The 16,673-nt window shown below is 65.7% G+C and carries 14 protein-coding genes and 1 pseudogene; 8 read left to right on the forward strand and 7 right to left on the reverse strand.

Annotated elements, in window-relative coordinates:
* The first annotated feature begins 165 nt into the window (after positions 1-165).
* From AC066S_RS09665 to AC066S_RS09675, 3 genes are all read left to right on the forward strand, one after another.
* A complete protein-coding gene (locus AC066S_RS09665; protein ID WP_478269520.1) occupies positions 166-1,233 on the forward strand; it encodes an acyltransferase family protein in 1,068 nt (355 codons plus the stop codon).
* Between the two features lie 195 nt (positions 1,234-1,428).
* A complete protein-coding gene (gene polA, locus AC066S_RS09670; protein ID WP_478269521.1) occupies positions 1,429-4,521 on the forward strand; it encodes a DNA polymerase I in 3,093 nt (1,030 codons plus the stop codon).
* 184 nt (positions 4,522-4,705) lie between these two features.
* Positions 4,706-5,341, forward strand: a complete 636-nt coding sequence (locus AC066S_RS09675) for a LysE family translocator (protein WP_126260203.1) — start codon at positions 4,706-4,708, stop codon at positions 5,339-5,341.
* A gap of 182 nt (positions 5,342-5,523) precedes the next feature.
* Here AC066S_RS09675 and AC066S_RS09680 read toward each other — a convergent pair whose 3' ends face one another.
* The gene (locus AC066S_RS09680) at positions 5,524-6,150 is read right to left on the reverse strand and encodes a glutathione S-transferase family protein (protein ID WP_126260202.1); all 627 of its coding nucleotides are present in this window, start codon (positions 6,148-6,150) and stop codon (positions 5,524-5,526) included.
* 183 nt (positions 6,151-6,333) lie between these two features.
* Between AC066S_RS09680 and pyrE the strand changes: the two genes are divergently transcribed.
* Positions 6,334-6,897: an orotate phosphoribosyltransferase gene (gene pyrE, locus AC066S_RS09685; protein ID WP_126260201.1), complete on the forward strand. Its 564-nt coding sequence runs from the start codon at positions 6,334-6,336 to the stop codon at positions 6,895-6,897.
* A gap of 246 nt (positions 6,898-7,143) precedes the next feature.
* The gene (locus AC066S_RS09690) at positions 7,144-7,899 is read left to right on the forward strand and encodes a DUF2865 domain-containing protein (protein ID WP_164718925.1); all 756 of its coding nucleotides are present in this window, start codon (positions 7,144-7,146) and stop codon (positions 7,897-7,899) included.
* Between the two features lie 116 nt (positions 7,900-8,015).
* Here AC066S_RS09690 and AC066S_RS09695 read toward each other — a convergent pair whose 3' ends face one another.
* The 6 genes and pseudogenes from AC066S_RS09695 to AC066S_RS09720 form a co-directional block, all read right to left on the reverse strand.
* Complete coding sequence (locus AC066S_RS09695; RefSeq protein ID WP_478269522.1) at positions 8,016-8,447, reverse strand: hypothetical protein; 432 nt, start codon at positions 8,445-8,447, stop codon at positions 8,016-8,018.
* Positions 8,448-8,565: 118 nt separating this feature from the next.
* Positions 8,566-9,264, reverse strand: coding sequence for a ligase-associated DNA damage response endonuclease PdeM (gene pdeM, locus AC066S_RS09700; protein WP_126260199.1), 699 nt, complete (start codon positions 9,262-9,264; stop codon positions 8,566-8,568).
* 119 nt (positions 9,265-9,383) lie between these two features.
* Positions 9,384-11,960 carry a ligase-associated DNA damage response DEXH box helicase gene (locus AC066S_RS09705; RefSeq protein ID WP_478269523.1) on the reverse strand — a complete coding sequence of 859 codons (2,577 nt, stop codon included), beginning with the start codon at positions 11,958-11,960 and terminating at the stop codon, positions 9,384-9,386.
* A gap of 299 nt (positions 11,961-12,259) precedes the next feature.
* Positions 12,260-12,626, reverse strand: a pseudogene (locus AC066S_RS09710) (nuclear transport factor 2 family protein).
* A gap of 154 nt (positions 12,627-12,780) precedes the next feature.
* The gene (locus AC066S_RS09715) at positions 12,781-13,131 is read right to left on the reverse strand and encodes a RidA family protein (RefSeq protein WP_027575148.1); all 351 of its coding nucleotides are present in this window, start codon (positions 13,129-13,131) and stop codon (positions 12,781-12,783) included.
* Between the two features lie 159 nt (positions 13,132-13,290).
* A complete protein-coding gene (locus AC066S_RS09720) occupies positions 13,291-14,949 on the reverse strand; it encodes an FAD-binding dehydrogenase (protein WP_478269524.1) in 1,659 nt (552 codons plus the stop codon).
* Between the two features lie 266 nt (positions 14,950-15,215).
* Here AC066S_RS09720 and AC066S_RS09725 point away from each other — a divergent pair, with 266 nt between their 5' ends.
* The 3 genes from AC066S_RS09725 (at position 15,216) to AC066S_RS09735 (ending at position 16,671) form a co-directional block, all read left to right on the forward strand.
* The gene (locus AC066S_RS09725; protein ID WP_164718901.1) at positions 15,216-15,737 is read left to right on the forward strand and encodes a hypothetical protein; all 522 of its coding nucleotides are present in this window, start codon (positions 15,216-15,218) and stop codon (positions 15,735-15,737) included.
* 124 nt (positions 15,738-15,861) lie between these two features.
* Complete coding sequence (locus tag AC066S_RS09730) at positions 15,862-16,056, forward strand: hypothetical protein (protein ID WP_126260194.1); 195 nt, start codon at positions 15,862-15,864, stop codon at positions 16,054-16,056.
* A 24-nt stretch (positions 16,057-16,080) separates the two neighbouring features.
* Positions 16,081-16,671, forward strand: a complete 591-nt coding sequence (locus AC066S_RS09735; RefSeq protein WP_478269525.1) for an SCO family protein — start codon at positions 16,081-16,083, stop codon at positions 16,669-16,671.
* The last annotated feature ends 2 nt before the right edge of the window (positions 16,672-16,673 follow it).

A 16,673-nucleotide genomic window follows, 5' to 3' on the forward strand; every position in this document is an offset into this window, starting at 1 on the left:
AACCCCGGCGCGGTGCGGTTTAGCATTTTCCCGCGGGGAAGGAACAGTCCGCATGCAAAAAAGCGGCATGGGAATTGAACCGGTAAAGAAGTCCGAAACCGCTGGGGCCCACACTGCCCCACACCCGGACAGGACGGGCGAAAAGGCGCCTCGAAAAGGGACACTATGGCACCATCAGGCGCAATCGCAGGGAGCGGGGGCATCAAGGCCCCTTCTGCCGCGCGGGTCGACTGGGTCGACTATGCCAAAGGCATCTGCATCATCATGGTCGTGATGATGCATTCGGTGCTGGGGGTCGAGCTCGCCGCCGGCGAGACCGGTTTCATGCACGTGCTCGTAGCCTTCGCAAAGCCGTTCCGGATGCCGGATTTCTTCCTGATCTCGGGCCTGTTCCTGGCGCTTGTGATCGACCGCGACTGGCGGACCTATCTCGACCGCAAGGTGGTGCATTTCGCCTATTTCTATGTCGTCTGGGTGACGATCCAGTTCGGCTTCAAGGCGCCGGCTTTCGCGGCCGAGGCGGGCTGGCACAACGTTGGCCTCTTGTATCTCGAATCCTTCATCGAGCCGTTCGGCACGCTGTGGTTCATCTATCTGCTGCCGATCTTCTTCGTCGTCACAAAACTGACACGCAAGCTCCCGCCGCTCGCGATCTGGCTCGTCGCCGCCGCGCTCGAGACGGCCCGCATCACGACCGGCTGGACCGTCATCGACGAGATCTGCGCGCGCTTCATCTATTTCTATTCGGGTTATCTGTTCGCGCCTTACGTGTTCGCGCTGTCGGATCGCGCGCGCAAGCATCCGGCGCTTGCGCTCGCGGCGCTCGCGACCTGGGCGCTGGTCAATGCCGGCCTCGTCGCGTCGGGGGCCAGCGAATGGACGCTCGTCTCGCTGCTGCTCGGCTTTGCCGGTGCCTGCGCGATCATCACGATGGGCACGCTGCTCGCACGCGCCCGGTGGATGAACGTCCTGCGCTTCTGCGGCGAACATTCGATCGTGATCTATCTCGCCTTCTTCCTGCCGATGGCGGCGACCCGGACGCTGCTGCTGCGCAGCGGGATCATCCCTGACATCGGCACGGTGTCGCTGATCGTCACCGTCGCCGGGGTGATCGGTGCGCTCGCGATCTGGCAGGCTGCGCTGCGGCTCAATGCGCGCTTCCTGTTCGAGCGGCCCGACGCGTTCTGGATCGCACCGAAGAAGGCGGCGCCGATGTTGCAGGCGGCGGAGTAGCCGCGATCTCAGTGTCGTCGCCCGGCTTGACCGGGCGACCCAGTATTCCAGAGACAGCAATTATTGACCGATGCACCGCGGCGTACTGGATTCCCCGGTCAAGCCGGGGAATGACAGTGGGGATAGCTGCGCCGACGCCTTAAAAACTCGCTGTCTGAGGCTGTCAAAGCCCGCAAAAATTCATACATTGCGGCCATGCCCAAAACCTCTCCGAAGACCACCGCCAAAGCTGACACCAAGGCCGCGCCCAAAGCCGCCGCCGATACCAAGCCCGCTTCTGCCAAACCTGCTGCCAAACCTACTGCCAAGCCGGTTGCAGCCAAGTCCGCCGGCAAGGGCGACCACGTGTTCCTGGTCGACGGTTCCTCCTACATCTTCCGCGCCTACCACGCGCTGCCGCCGCTGAACCGCAAATCCGACGGGCTGCAGGTCAACGCCGTGCTCGGCTTCTGCAACATGCTGTGGAAGCTGCTCCGCGAGATGCCCGAGGACAACCGGCCGACGCATCTGGCGATCATCTTCGACAAATCGGAGATCACGTTCCGCAACAAGATCTATCCCGAATACAAGGCGCATAGGCCGCCCGCCCCTGACGACCTGATCCCGCAATTCGCGCTGATCCGCGAGGCGGTGCGCGCCTTCGACCTGCCCTGCCTGGAACAGACCGGCTTCGAGGCCGACGATCTCATCGCAACCTATGTGCGGCAGGCCTGCGAGCGCGGCGCCAGCGCTACCATCGTGTCCTCCGACAAGGACCTGATGCAGCTCGTGACCGATTGCGTCACAATGTACGACACCATGAAGGACCGCCGCATCGGCATCCCGGAGGTGATCGAGAAGTTCGGCGTGCCGCCGAACAAGGTGGTGGAGGTGCAGGCGCTAGCCGGCGATTCCACCGACAACGTGCCCGGCGTGCCCGGCATCGGCATCAAGACTGCGGCGCAGCTGATCACCGAATATGGCGACCTCGACCAATTGCTGTTCCGCGCCGGCGAGATCAAGCAGCCGAAGCGGCGCGAGGCGCTGCTCGAGAATGCGGAGAAGGCCCGCATCTCGCGGCAACTCGTGCTGCTCGACGACAAGGTCGAGCTCGAGGTGCCGCTCGACGACCTCGCCGTCCACGAGCCGGACGCGCGCAAGCTGATCGCCTTCCTCAAGGCGATGGAGTTCACCACGCTGACGCGGCGCGTCGCCGAATATGCGCAGATCGATCCCGCCAATGTCGATGCCGACCCGGGCTATGCCCGCGGCGCCAGTGTGTTCACGCCGCTGCCGCCCTCGGACGTCGTGCCCGCACCGGGGACCGGCACGCCGGCGCAAGCCGCACCTGGCCGCCCCAACAAGTCGGCAAGCAAGGAGGACAAGGCTGCGAGCCCGAAGGGCGCGCCGATCTCGCTCGCCGCCGCGCGTGAAGAGGCGCTGCGCAAGCTTCCAGTCGATCGCAGCAAATACCAGGCGATCAAGACGCTCGGGGAGCTCAACGCCTTCATCGCGCGCGTCCACGATGCCGGTCATGTCGCGATCGAGCTCAAGGCCAACTCGATCGATCCGATGCAGGCCGATCTCTGCGGCATCGCGCTGGCGCTGGCGCCGAACGATGCCTGCTACGTGCCGCTGGCGCACAAGCAGTCCGGCGGCGGCGCCGGCCTGTTCGACGCGGGCCTCGCGCCAGACCAGGTCAAGCATGCGGATGCGATCGCAGCGCTGCGGCCGGTGCTGGAATCGGCCGGCATCCTCAAGATCGGCTTCGACGTCAAATTCACCGCCGTGATGCTGGCGCAGCACGACGTCACCCTGCGCAACATCGACGATGCGCTCCTGATCTCCTACGTGCTCGATGCCGGCCGCGGCTCCCAAGCGCCGGAATCGCTGTCCGAGCGCTGGTTCGGTCATGCCATGATGAAGGAGAACGAGCTGCTCGGCAGCGGCAAGGGCAAGATCACCTTCGACCAGGTGCCGATCGACAAGGCCGCCGCGCTGTCGGCCGAAGGCGCCGACGTCGCCTTGCGGCTCTGGCGCGTGCTGAAGCCGCGCCTCGTCGCCGAGCACATGACCACGGTCTATGAGACGCTGGAGCGGCCGCTGGTCTCGGTGCTCGCGCGCATGGAGCGGCGCGGCATCTCGATCGACCGCCAGGTGCTGTCGCGGCTGTCCGGCGACTTTGCCCAGACCGCCGCGCGCGTCGAGGCCGAGATCCAGGAGATCGCGGGCGAGCCGGTCAATGTCGGCAGCCCCAAGCAGATCGGCGATATCCTGTTCGGCAAGATGGGACTATCAGGCGGCACCAAGACCAAGACCGGCGCGTGGTCGACCACCGCGCAGGTGCTGGACGAACTCGCCGAGCAGGGCCACGACCTCCCGAAGAAGATCCTGGAGTGGCGCCAGGTCTCGAAACTGAAATCGACCTACACCGACGCGCTGCCGACCTATGTCAATCCGCAGACCCATCGCGTGCACACGACCTACGCGCTGGCGGCGACCACGACGGGCCGACTGTCCTCGAACGAGCCGAACCTGCAGAACATTCCGGTGCGCACCGAGGACGGCCGAAAGATCCGCCGCGCCTTTATTGCGACGCCAGGACACAAGCTGGTCTCGGCGGATTATTCGCAGATCGAGCTGCGGCTGCTCGCCGAGATCGCCGACATTCCCGTGCTGAAGCAGGCGTTCCGCGACGGCCTCGACATTCACGCCATGACGGCGTCGGAGATGTTCGGCGTGCCGATCAAGGGCATGCCGAGCGAGATCCGCCGTCGCGCCAAGGCGATCAATTTCGGCATCATCTACGGCATCTCGGCGTTCGGCCTCGCCAACCAGCTCGGCATCGCCCGCGAGGAAGCCTCGGCCTATATCAAGAAATATTTCGAGCGCTTCCCCGGCATCCGCGCCTACATGGACGAGACGCGGGACTTCTGCCGCAACCACGGCTACGTCACCACGCTGTTCGGCCGCAAGTGCCACTACCCCGACATCAAGGCCTCCAACGCCTCGGTGCGCGCCTTCAATGAGCGCGCTGCGATCAACGCGCGGCTCCAGGGCACCGCCGCCGACATCATCCGCCGCGCCATGACGCGGGTCGAGGACGCGCTCGCCGCGAAGAAGCTGTCGGCGCAGATGCTGCTGCAGGTGCATGACGAGTTGATCTTCGAGGTGCCCGACGCCGAGGTCGAGGCGACGCTCCCCGTCGTGCAGCACGTGATGCAGGACGCGCCGTTCCCAGCGGTGCTGCTCTCGGTGCCGCTGCACGTAGACGCGCGCGCGGCGAACAATTGGGACGAGGCGCATTGATCTCTTCCTTCACCTCTCCCCGCTTGCGGGGAGAGGTCGGATCGCTCTTGCGATCCGGGTGAGGGGGTACAGGTCCCACCGCCGAATGCGTAGCGAGATGCTGAATTGTCCTCCGAGCAATTGCGCGATGGTCCGGCACGGCCTCGCATATTAGAACCAGTGCATCTCCCGCACCGGTTCAGCCATGCCCCACACCTCCGCCCTGCTCGGCTTCGCCCTCGTCAGCCTTGGCCTCGTGCTCACGCCGGGACCGAACATGATCTATCTGATCTCGCGCTCGATCACGCAGGGGCCGGCGGCCGGCATCGTCTCGCTCGGCGGCGTCGCGCTCGGCTTCGTGTTCTACATGCTGTGCGCGGCGTTCGGCATCACGGCGCTGCTGCTCGCCATTCCCTTTGCCTATGACGCGCTGCGCTTTGCCGGCGCAGGTTATCTGCTCTGGCTCGCCTGGCAGGCGGTGAAGCCGGGCGGACGATCACCGTTCCAGGTCAGGAAGCTCGCGATCGACAGCCCGCGCAAATTGTTCGCGATGGGCTTCGTCACCAACCTGCTCAATCCGAAGATCGCGATGCTGTACCTGGCGCTGCTGCCGCAATTCATCGATCCCGCCGCCGGCAGCGTGCTGACGCAGTCGATCATTCTGGGCGCAATCCAGATCGCGATCAGCGTCAGCGTCAATGCGATGATCGCGCTGGCGGCCGGCTCGATCGCGCTGTTCCTGGCGAACCGGCCGAGCTGGATGCTGGTGCAGCGCTGGCTGATGGGCACCGTGCTGGCCGGGCTGGCGGTGCGGATGGCGGTGGAGGCGAAGAAGGTGTGAGGCGCTTTCTTCACCCTCCCCTGGAGGGGGAGGGTCGGCGCGCGATCGAGCGGAGCGAGATTGCGTGACGGGGTGGGGTGACGGTCTCTCCCCGTCCAACAGTGCCCGCGTGGAGAGATCACCCCACCCCGCTCGCGCTTCGCGCGATCGACCCTCCCCCTCCAGGGGAGGGTAAGCGAAGCTCAATCCAGCTTCGCCTCCATCCCCCGCTTCACCCCGGGCCGGGCCATCAGGGCCTCGTACCAGCGCTTGACGTTGGGGAAGTCGGCCAGATCAACCTTGTGGCGAGGGTGGCGCCAGGCCCAGCCCAGGATGGCAAAATCGGCAATCGAGAGCTCGCCGGCGACGAAGTCGCGTCCGTCCAGGCGGCGGTCGAGCACACCGTAGAGCCGGCGCGTCTCCGCCATGTAGCGCTTCAGGCCGTAGGCGCGATCCTGCTCGTTCTCGAGCGCAATGAAATGGTGCACCTGGCCCGGCATCGGACCGAAGCCGCCCATCTGCCACATCAGCCATTCGTAGACGGGGATCCGCTGACCAAGCGATTTCGGCAGGAATTTGCCGGTCTTTTCACCGAGATAGAGCAGGATCGCGCCGGATTCGAAGATGCTGACGGGCTTGCCGTCCGGCCCTTCGGGGTCGACGATCGCGGGGATCTTGTTGTTCGGGGACAGCTTGAGGAACTCCGGCGCCATCTGCTCGCCCTTGGTGATGTTGACCGGGATCACCTTGTAGGGCAGCCCCATCTCCTCCAGCGCGACCGAGATCTTGCGGCCGTTCGGCGTGTTCCAGGTGTGCAGCTCGATGGTCATCCCGTTTCCTTCCCGAGGAGGCGTCGCGCCCGATCCGGGCTCTCAACTACTCCAGAAGGTCGCGGCCCCACAACCGGCGGCCGGGGATGGCCGATCCCTGTTGACGAGGGACACACCCTCTGGAATGTCGCTCCCGTCGCGGATAAATTCCGCCTCCTCCAAAAAGCTGTTCGAGGGACCGCCGTGTCGAAATCTGCCTCCCGCGCCCGCCTGTTCGAAATCATCCGCCGGCGCTCATTCGGCCGCGGCGAGGTGACGCTCGCGTCGGGCCGCAAGAGCGATTTCTACTTCAACCTGAAGCCGACCATGCTCGACCCCGAGGGCGCGACCCTGCTCGCCGAGCTGACTTACGAGGCGCTGAAGGACGACAATCTCGATTTCATCGGCGGCCTCGAGATGGGCGCGGTGCCGCTTGCCGGTGCGCTGGCGCAGATCTCCTGGATCAAGGGCCATCCGATCGCAGCGTTCTTCGTGCGCAAGAAGCCAAAGGAGCACGGCGCCAAGCTCGCGATCGAGGGCCTGCCGAAGGGCGAGACGCTCGCAGGCAAGCGCGTCGTGATCGTCGAGGACGTCACCACGACCGGCGGCTCGGCGATGAAGGCGGTGGAATCCGTGCGCGAGGCCGGCGCCAATGTGGTGCTGGTGCTGACCATGGTCGACCGCGAGGAAGGCGCCACCGACACGTTCGGCGCGGCCGGCCTGCCGTTCCGCTCGCTCTACAAGGCCTCGGAATTCTTGAAGGCGTAAGAGAGGACGATTGCTTCTCCGTCGGCATGCCCGAGCGTGCCCCGGCAGCAACGCCGTCCGTGAAGCTGCGCGCGGCCATAAAGAGATCACCGCCTCGTCTTGAAACCGCCTCCACGCAACCGCTCATTTACCATCGCGCATTACGGTGAATCGTGTGCTGGAGACATCGAACGGTCCTGACCGGTTCCGTAGCGTCGGGTGGAGTGAGCTGTGCGTACAGAGTTGTCCCATACGCGGCGTCGCGTGATGCTCGCAGCCGTCATGGTTGCGGTTCCCATGCTTGTGGCCCCGGCCCCGGTTTCGGCCGAAGGCCTGTTCGACTTCCTGTTCGGCGGAATGCAGCGGCCGCAACCACAGCAGCCGAACTCCTACTCCGATCCCTCCACAGGCCAGCAGAATCCGCAATATGTACCGCCGGCACGCTCGGCCGCAGCCGGTGGCTCGGGCCCGGCTTTCTGCGTGCGCAGCTGCGATGGCAAGTATTTCCCGCTGATGCGAGGCATGGTCTCACCAGTGCAGATGTGTCAGGCCTTCTGCCCTGCCACCGCGACAAAGGTCTATTTTGGATCCAGCATCGACGGTGCCTATTCGCAGACCGGCGAGCGCTACGCCGACAGCGAGAACGCGTTCGCCTATCGCAAGGCGCTGCGCGCCGACTGCACCTGCAACGGCCGTGATCCGGTTGGCCTCGCCCCGGTCGATCTTGCACTGGATTCGTCGCTGAAGGCCGGCGACGTGATCGCCACCACCGACGGCCTCGTTGCCTATACCGGCATCCGCGTCGGCAACGACCAGGCCGCGGACTTCACCCCGGTTGCGTCCTATCCCGGCCTCACCGCCCAGGTCCGCGCCCGCCTCGGCGAAATGAAGGTGGCCCCGGTGCGGGCAGAGACGGTGTCGGCAGATGCCCCTGCCGCAGAGATCGTGCGTGAGGCGCTGCCCGACGTGACCGTGCCGAAGACGACGGCGCAGAAACCGGCGAAGCGGGCGGGGTTGGATTAGCCCAAGCTCTCACCACGCCGTCATTGCGAGCGTAGCGAAGCAATCCAGAATCCCTCGACGGAGGCACTCTGGATTGCTTCGTCGCAAGTGCTCCTCGCAATGACGGAGGACGGCGATCACCTCCCGATGATCACCCCGATCACGTTCGGCGCCGCCAGATATTTCTCCTCGATCGCCGCGCGCGCGGCGGCGCGGTTGTCCGGCGTCAACAGGCCGCGCTTCTCGGCCAGGATCATCCAGCAGAAGCCCCACCAGTCGGTCAGCATGCCGTGATCGCCGACGAGGTCGTAGCCCTGCTCGGCCGCGAAGTTGCGCGCCTGCGCTTCGTCCAGCGTGTCGAGAAACAGATGATCCTCGGTCGAGAACAGATCGTCGCTGATGTCGTCGATGGTATAGCCCCAGATCGACTGGCACACCGCGTTGAACTCGCGGTCGAACTGGTCGTCGTCGATGCGCTGGCGCCGCGCCGCCTGATGCAGCCGCGACAGCGAGCGCGCGAAATCGGCGATCCGGGTGAGGGCGAATTGATCGAAGGCGATGGTGGACATCTAGTCCTCGCAAAGTCTGACAGACGCTAGATATTGTGCCGGCGATGCGCCGAATCACAATGATATATCAAAGACTTGCTAAAGTGTTCTTAATTTGTTCTGAGACGACCCGGAAATCTCAGGAACAGCGCGAGGCGGCAATGGCGTGGACGCGGCGGTCGCCAAGCAGATGGGCGACGAAGCCATCGGCGGGGAAGATCTTCGCGAATGCGGCGTCGCGGATGCTGAGGCCGCCGGCATAGGCACCGAACGCCGGCATCACCGCGCGCATCCCGTCGGAGGCGAAGCAGCGGCGCTCCATGGAGCGGCCGCGCGCGGACACGCGCGCCTTGGGGTGAAGATGGCCGGCGATCTCGCCGTGCGCGCCGGTCGGCTCGTGACGGAAGGTGATCGGGCCGATCGCGACCTCCTCGGCGACGGTGCCGCCGAGATCAGGCGGCAGCATCGGATCGTGGTTGCCGGAGATCCAGATCCAGTCGCGGCCGCTCTGCAGCGCGCCGACGGCCTCGCGATCGTCCGGCGACAACCGTTCATGCGCCGTGCGGTCGTGAAAGCTGTCGCCGAGGGCGATCACCATTCGGGGATCGTGGCGGGCGATGACGGCGGCAAGACGGCTCAGCGTCGCCAGCGTATCGTAGGGCGGCAGCAGCACGCCGCGCGTGGCGAAGCTGGAGCCCTTTTCCAGATGCAGGTCGGAGACGACGAGCAGGCGCTGCTCTTCCCAGAACAGCGCGCCGGAGAGATCGGCGTGCAGCGCGATGCCTGCGACGTCAACGTGCCGCGTCGAAGTTATCGATACCGCCACACTCTCCGTCATGGCCGGGCTTGTCCCGGCCATCCGCGTTCTTGCCGCGAAGACAAAGACGTGGATGCCCGGGTCAAGCCCGGGCATGACGTGGAGAGAATTGAGCCCCCAAAAAACATTGCTGCAGCAGTCTACGAGATCGCCTCTTTGACGAGCTCGTCAGCCGCTTCGGCCAGGAGCTCGTCTGCAGCTTCGCCATAAACTGACTCGCGGCCGATTTCCAGCATCACGGGAACTGCGAGCGGCGAGACGTGGTCGAGTTCCCGGAGCGTGATGCGCCCCTGGATGCGCATCAGCATGTCGCTGAGGCGGCGCAGATCGAGCAGGCCGGTGGCAGCATCAGCGCGCGCGGCGCGCAACAGGACGTGATCGGCCTGGTGCTTGCGCAGCACGTCATAGACGAGATCGGTCGAGAACAGCACCTGGCGGCGGCTCTTCTCCTCGCCCGTATGCCGGCGCGCGATCAGGCCCGAGATGATCGCGCAATTGCGGAAGGTGCGCTTCATCAAGGCCGACTCGGCGAGCCAGGCTTCGAGATCGTCGCCGAGCATATCGGGGTCGAACAGCGCATCAAGGTCGATCCGGCCGTCGCGGATCATGAAGGACATGTCGCCGAGCGCCCAGACCGCGATGGCATATTCATTGGCGACGAAGCCGAGCGGCCGGGCGCGGGCGCGCTCCAGCCGCCGCGTCAGCAGCATGCCGAGGGTCTGGTGCGCGAGCCGGCCTTCGAACGGGTAGCAGACCAGATAATGCTTGTTGGCGCGCGGGAAGCTCTCGACCAGCAGCTCGCGCACCGCCGGCACTTTGCTGACGTCCTTCTGCTGCGACAGCCAGTCGCGCACCTGCTCCGGCAGGCCGCCCCAGGCGCGGCCGTCATCGAGCAGGCGGCGCACGCGTTCGGCGAGATAGGTCGAGAGCGGAAACTTGCCGCCCATATAGGACGGCACCTTCGGGTCCTTGTCATGCGCGCGCGAGACGTAGACCTGGTCCTCGACCAGGGTCTCGTAGCGCACCACCTCGCCCGAGAACACGAAGGTATCGCCGGGGCTGAGGCCCTCGATGAAGGCCTCCTCGATCTCGCCGAGCAGCCGGCCGCCGCGGGCGATCACGCCGGTCGATCCGCTACCGCCGCCGCGCGAGCGCACCAGCCGCACCTTCAGCATGTCGTCCTCGACGATGGTGCCGACATTCATCCGGTAGCTTTGCCGCACCTTGGGATTGGCGACGCGCCAGCGCCCCTCCTTGTCCTGCTTGATGCGGGCGAAGCGCTCATAGGTCTTGAGCGCGTAGCCGCCGGAGGCGACGAAATCGACGACATCGTCGAAATCCTGCCGCGACAGCTCGGCGTAAGGCGCTGCGGTGCGAACCTCGGCATAAAGCTCGTCGGAAAGGAACGGTTCGCCGCAGGCACAGCCGAGCACATGCTGGGCCAGCACGTCCAGCGCCCCGGTGCGCAGGGGCGGCGTGTCCTGCGCGTTCTCGGCAATGGCGTCGATCGCGGCGCGGCACTCCAGCACCTCGAAACGGTTGGCCGGCACCAGCACCGCGCGCGAGGCCTCGTCGAGGCGATGATTGGCGCGGCCGATGCGCTGCATCAGGCGCGAGGAGCCCTTGGGCGCGCCGATATTGACGACGAGATCAACATCGCCCCAGTCGACGCCGAGGTCGAGCGAGGAGGTGCAGACCACGCCGCGCAGTTTTCCTGCCGACATCGCGTCCTCGACCTTGCGGCGCTGGGCGACGTCGAGCGAGCCGTGATGCAGCGCGATCGCGAGGCCGTCGTCGTTCATGCTCCAGAGATTCTGGAACAGCATCTCGGCCTGGCTGCGCGTGTTGACGAAGACCAGCGTGGTCTTGTTCGCCTTGATCAGCTCGTAGATTTCGGGGAGCGCGTGGCGCGCGCTGTGGCCGGCCCAGGGCAGCCGCTCGCGCGTATCGAGCATCTCGACCACAGGCGGCGCGGCACCGCCGGCGACGACGATGTCGGCTGCTCGCTCCTTGCCGTCGAGCTGCGGCACCAGGAAGCGCGCGAGCTGCTCCGGCTCGGCCACGGTTGCCGACAGGCCGATCGCACGCAGCTGCGGTGCGAGCCGCCACAGCCGCGCGAGGCCGAGCGAGAGCAGATCGCCGCGCTTGGAGGTCACCAGCGCATGCAGCTCGTCGAGCACGATGCGCTTCAGGGAGGAAAACAGGAACGGTGCGTCGTCCGAGGACAGCAGCAATGCAAGCTGCTCCGGCGTCGTCAGCAGCACATCCGGCGGATAGCGCCGCTGCCGCTGCCGGCGCGACACCGGCGTGTCGCCGGTGCGGGTCTCGACCTTGATCGGCAACGCCATCTCCGCGATCGGCCGCTCCAGATTGCGCGCAATGTCGACGGCGAGCGCTTTCAGGGGCGAGATGTAGAGCGTGTGCAGGCCGCCGGTTCGTTGCACGCTGCGGCCGGTGGAGACGAGGCTTTGCTTCGCACCCGCGGTCCGTTTGGCCGCCTCCGTCGACAGCTCCACCAGCGTCGGCAAGAATCCCGCCAGCGTCTTGCCGGCGCCGGTCGGCGCGATCAGCAGCGCGCTGGCGTCCTCGCGTGCCTTTTCCAGCAGCGCCAATTGATGCGCGCGCGGCGACCAGCCGCGGCCTGCGAACCATTGCTGGAAGCGGCTTGGCAGCAGTGCGGCGGGCTCGGCCGATGCTTTGAGGATACGGGGCGGCACGGCATGACAGGTAAGCCGTGGGGAACGCTTCGTCGAGGGGGTGCGCCCTCCCCGCCTGCGGCAGAGCTATCGCACTCGAAGACTGCCTCTGCGGCCATCCTTCGAGACGCCCGCCTCTGGCGGGCCCTCGGGATGAGGACGGAGTGCGCGGTAGCAGTTTTCAACAACCCGCGATGCCGCTGAGCCTCATCCTGAGGAGACCGCAAAGCGGTCGTCTCGAAGGACGAGGCGTGCGCTCCGATGCCGCTCAGAACCGGATACGACCGCCCTCCCCGCCTGCACGAGGAAGGCCAGCAGTCTCACGCCCCGGCCGGGACCTGATCGAGAAATCCGGTCACGCTGCTGATGCGGCCGTCCTTTCAGCACGGCGAAATCCGTACCCTTGATCGGGCTGTCGTCGCCGTCGGGACCAAGCCCCCACGAGAAGCGGATGCGATCGCCGTAGCCGTTGGGCTCGCCGATCAGGTGGAATTTGAAATCGGGAAAGCGCTGCTGCACGCCGGCGATCAGGGCCTCGATGCCGTCGCGGCCGTCGCCCTTCATCAAGGGATCGACGTAGCTCGCATCACTCGTCCAGTTTTCGCTGAGCAGTTCGCGGCGCCGGCCGGCCGTGCGCTCGTTCCAGAGCTCGATGTAGCGGCGGGCGATGGTGTTGGGATCGGTCATGATGCTCTCCTTCGATGGCGCCGTGTTGTCCGGCTGACCGCACTATCGAAGGTTCACGCGCGAGGATCGATTACCTCGCAGGTCATCGTTGCGCAAAAAAGAGCGCGATGATGTTGTCATCGCGCTCCATCTCGCATGCGAGTTGTTGTGAAGACTACTTCGCGGCAGTCACCATGATCTCGACGGTGTATTGCGGCGCCGCCAGCTTGGCCTCGACGGTGGCGCGCGCGGGGGTGTTGCCGGGCGATACCCAGGCGTCCCACACCGCATTCATCTCGCCGAAGGTCTTCATGTCGGTGATGTAGATCGTGGCCGAGAGCAGCTTCGACTTGTCGGTGCCGGCCTTGGCGAGATGGCCGTCGATGGTCGCCAGGATGTCCTGGGTCTGCTTCGTCACGCTTTCGCCGGCGGCCTTGTTGGCGACGACGCCGGCGAGATAGACGGTGTTGCCGTGCACGACGACCTGGCTCATGCGCGGGCCGGTTTCGAAACGCTGGATGCTCATTGGGATCTCCTCACTGGAATGGCGGCCCTGTCTAGCCCAGCACCTCGCACTCTGCCACCCCCGGCACGCATGCGTTGCCCGGCACGCATGCGTGCCGAACGCGCATGCATTTCCGGGCAGATCTACATCCGAGGCGAGCGATGCAACGCAGGGTGCGGTTCAGCCCACCGCCTTTGCTGCCGAGCGGCCCGCATTGCGGCCCGAGAACAGGCAGCCGCCGAGAAAGGTGCCTTCGAGCGAGCGATAGCCGTGCACGCCGCCGCCGCCGAAGCCGGCGGCTTCGCCGACCGCATAGAGGCCGGGAATGACGCTGCCCTCGCTGCCGAACACGCGGGACTCGAGGTCGGTCTCGAAGCCGCCCAGCGTCTTGCGGGTGAGGATGTTGAGCTTGACCGCGATCAGCGGCCCCTGCGCGGGATCCAGGATGCGGTGTGGGGAGGCGGTGCGGATCAGCCTGTCGCCGATATAGCGGCGCGCATTGTGGATGTTCATCACTTGCGCATCCTTGACGTAAGGATTGGTGATCTCGCGGTCGCGCGCCTCGATCTGCGTCCTGATATGCGCGTGCTTGAGGAGGTCGCTGCCGGCGAGCTTGTTCATCTCCGCAACGAGGTCCTCGAGCTTGTCGCGTACGATGAAGTCGACACCATGGCTCTTGAATGCTTCCACCGGCGCCGGCGCGCCCTTGTTGGTGGCGCGGCGCAAGGTCATGCGCCAGCTCTTTCCCGTGAGGTCGGGGTTCTGCTCCGAGCCCGACAGCGCGAACTCCTTCTTGATGATGCTCTGGGTCAGGATGAACCAGGAATAATCGTAGCCCGTCGACATGATGTATTTGAGCTGGCCGAGCGTGTCGGAGCCGGGGAAGAGCGGCGCCGGCAGCCGCGTGCCGGTTGCGTCGAACCACATCGAGGAGGGCCCGGGCAGGATGCGGATGCCGTGGCGCGGCCAGATCGGCGACCAGTTCTGGATGCCCTCGACATAATGCCACATGCGGTCGCGGTTGATCAGCCGCGCGCCTGATTTCTCGGTGATGCCGATCATGCGGCCGTCGACATGCTCGGGCACGCCGGAGATCATGAATTTCGGGGGATCGCCGAGCCGTTTCGGCCAGTTCTGCCGGACCAGCTCGTGATTGCCGCCGATGCCGCCGGAGGCCACGATCACGGCCTGTGCCTTCAGCGCGAACTCGCCGACCACGTGGCGCGAAGAGCTCTTGCCGCGCTCGACGGCGTCGGGGGCGAGGACGGCGCCGCTGACGCCGTCCACCGTGCCGTTGGTGATCGAGAGCGCGTCGACGCGGTGGCGGAACCTGAAGCTCAGCCGGCCGCTCCTCATCGCCTCGCGCGCGCGGCGCTCGAACGGCTCGACGATGCCGGGCCCGGTGCCCCAGGTGACGTGAAAGCGCGGTACCGAATTGCCGTGCCCCATCGCGTCGTAGCCGCCGCGCTCGGCCCAGCCGACCACGGGGAAGAAGCGATGGCCCATCGCCCGCAGCCAGGCGCGCTTCTCGCCGGCCGCGAAGGCGACATAGGCCTCGGCCCATTGCCGCGGCCAGAAATCCTCGTCGCGGTCGAAGCCGGCGGCGCCGATCCAGTCCTGCATGGCGAGGTCGAAGGAGTCCTTGATGCCGAGCCGGCGCTGCTCCGGCGAATCGACCAGGAACAGGCCGCCGAACGACCAGAATGCCTGGCCGCCAATCGACTGCTCGCCTTCCTGGTCGACCACGATGACGCGCTTGCCCGCGTCGGCAATCTCGGTGGCGGCCACCAGACCCGACAGTCCCGCCCCGACGACGATGACGTCTGTTTCCTCAGCCATGCACTTCCCCCTCCATGAGTTTCCCCCCTGTAGTTGCCCGGATTGAAGCCGGCGGTTGCAACTGAGATCAAGGGTGCGGCGCGTAAGACCTCGTTAACTTGTTCCACTTTGGGATGGAGACCCACCGGGTGCAGCGCGGACGCAACACTGGATTTGAATTTGTTTTGAGTCAGCCAGCCTGCCTAGACAAAACCTCGGTTACGACGGACGCTAGCCGTGCATCACCACCTGACACGCAGATTCGAATTCGACTGGGGCGGGGGCCAATGAAGTTTCTGACGGGGTTGCTTGCGGCGGTTCTGTTGATCGCTGGCATGGGGGCTTCTCACGCGGTGGTTCGGATCGCGGATGACCGCGGTGGCCGGATTGGAACCTACGTCGACAAGTACCAGGACCTGCGTCAATCAGGCGAGACCGTCATCATCGACGGCCTTTGCGCATCCGCCTGTACCATCGTCCTCGGTGCCATCCCGCATGACCGCATCTGCGTGACCTCGAGCGCGACGCTCGGCTTCCACGCCGCCTGGGATTTCGGCCGCAATGGCCGCGCCGTCACCAATCCCGAGGCGACCCAGATGCTCTATGCGATGTATCCCTCGCACGTGAGGCGCTGGATCAGCCAGCGCGGCGGCCTCACCCCGAATATGCTGTTCCTGAGGGGCAAGCAGCTCCAGGCCATGTACAAGCCCTGCTACATGGACGCGCAGGCCTCGACCATCAAGCCGTCGCGCCGGCCTCTCCCGCAAGCGGACCAGATCGAATCCGCCCGGGGCCAGCTGCTGCACTGACGTTCTCGACCTGACTGGATCGTTCTGGCCCGCCGGCGGCGTCTTGCCCGCAGGCGGGCCAGAGCCTATCTGAAGGCTTGGGAACCGGGGGCCTTCGCCCTCGATCGTTGTCTCGATCGTTGTCATGGCTCAACCACTGCACCCGACGCATCCGTTACAGGACAATTCGTCCACTGCCGGCCGGACGCCGTCCGTGCTGCTGTGGGCGGGTGCGGCGATCGGCGGATTGCTGGTGCTCGGCACGCTGGCGCTGTGGTTCCACTACGGCACGCAAATGTTCTTCGAAATGATCAGGACCGGCTTCGCCGCCTGCTTCTGATCCGCGACAGGAAGTTTCCCGCTCATGAGCTCCGCCACCCGTCCGCTGGTGATCGCGACCGCCTTCGCGGCAAGCCTCGTTGTCGGGCTCCTGATCATGTTCTGGGCCATGGGCGGCATCAGCAAGGTGGCGCAGCCGGCTGCGATCGGCGGCCCGTTCCAGCTCACCGACCAGAACGGCAAGGCCGTCACCGACAAGAGCCTCAAGGGCAAGCCGACCCTGATCTTCTTCGGCTACACCCATTGCCCCGACGTCTGCCCGACCTCGCTGTTCGAGATCTCGGAAGTGCTGCGCGTCATGGGCAAGGATGCCGACAAGGTCAATGCCGTCTTCATCTCGGTCGATCCCGAGCGCGATACGCCGGCGACCATGAAGGAATACCTGTCGAGCTTCGATCCGCACCTCGAGGGCCTGTCCGGCGACCCCGCCGAGATCGCCAAGGTCATCACCTCCTACCGGGTCTACGCCAAGAAGATCCCGACCAAGGACGGCGACTACACCATGGACCACACCGCGCTGATCTACCTGATGGACCGCGACGGGCGCTTCGTCTCGCCGTTCAATCTGAAGCGGACGCCGGAAGAGGCGGCGGCCGATTTGAAGAAGTATCTTTGAAG

The organism is Bradyrhizobium sp. CFUWI, assembly GCF_056429085.1.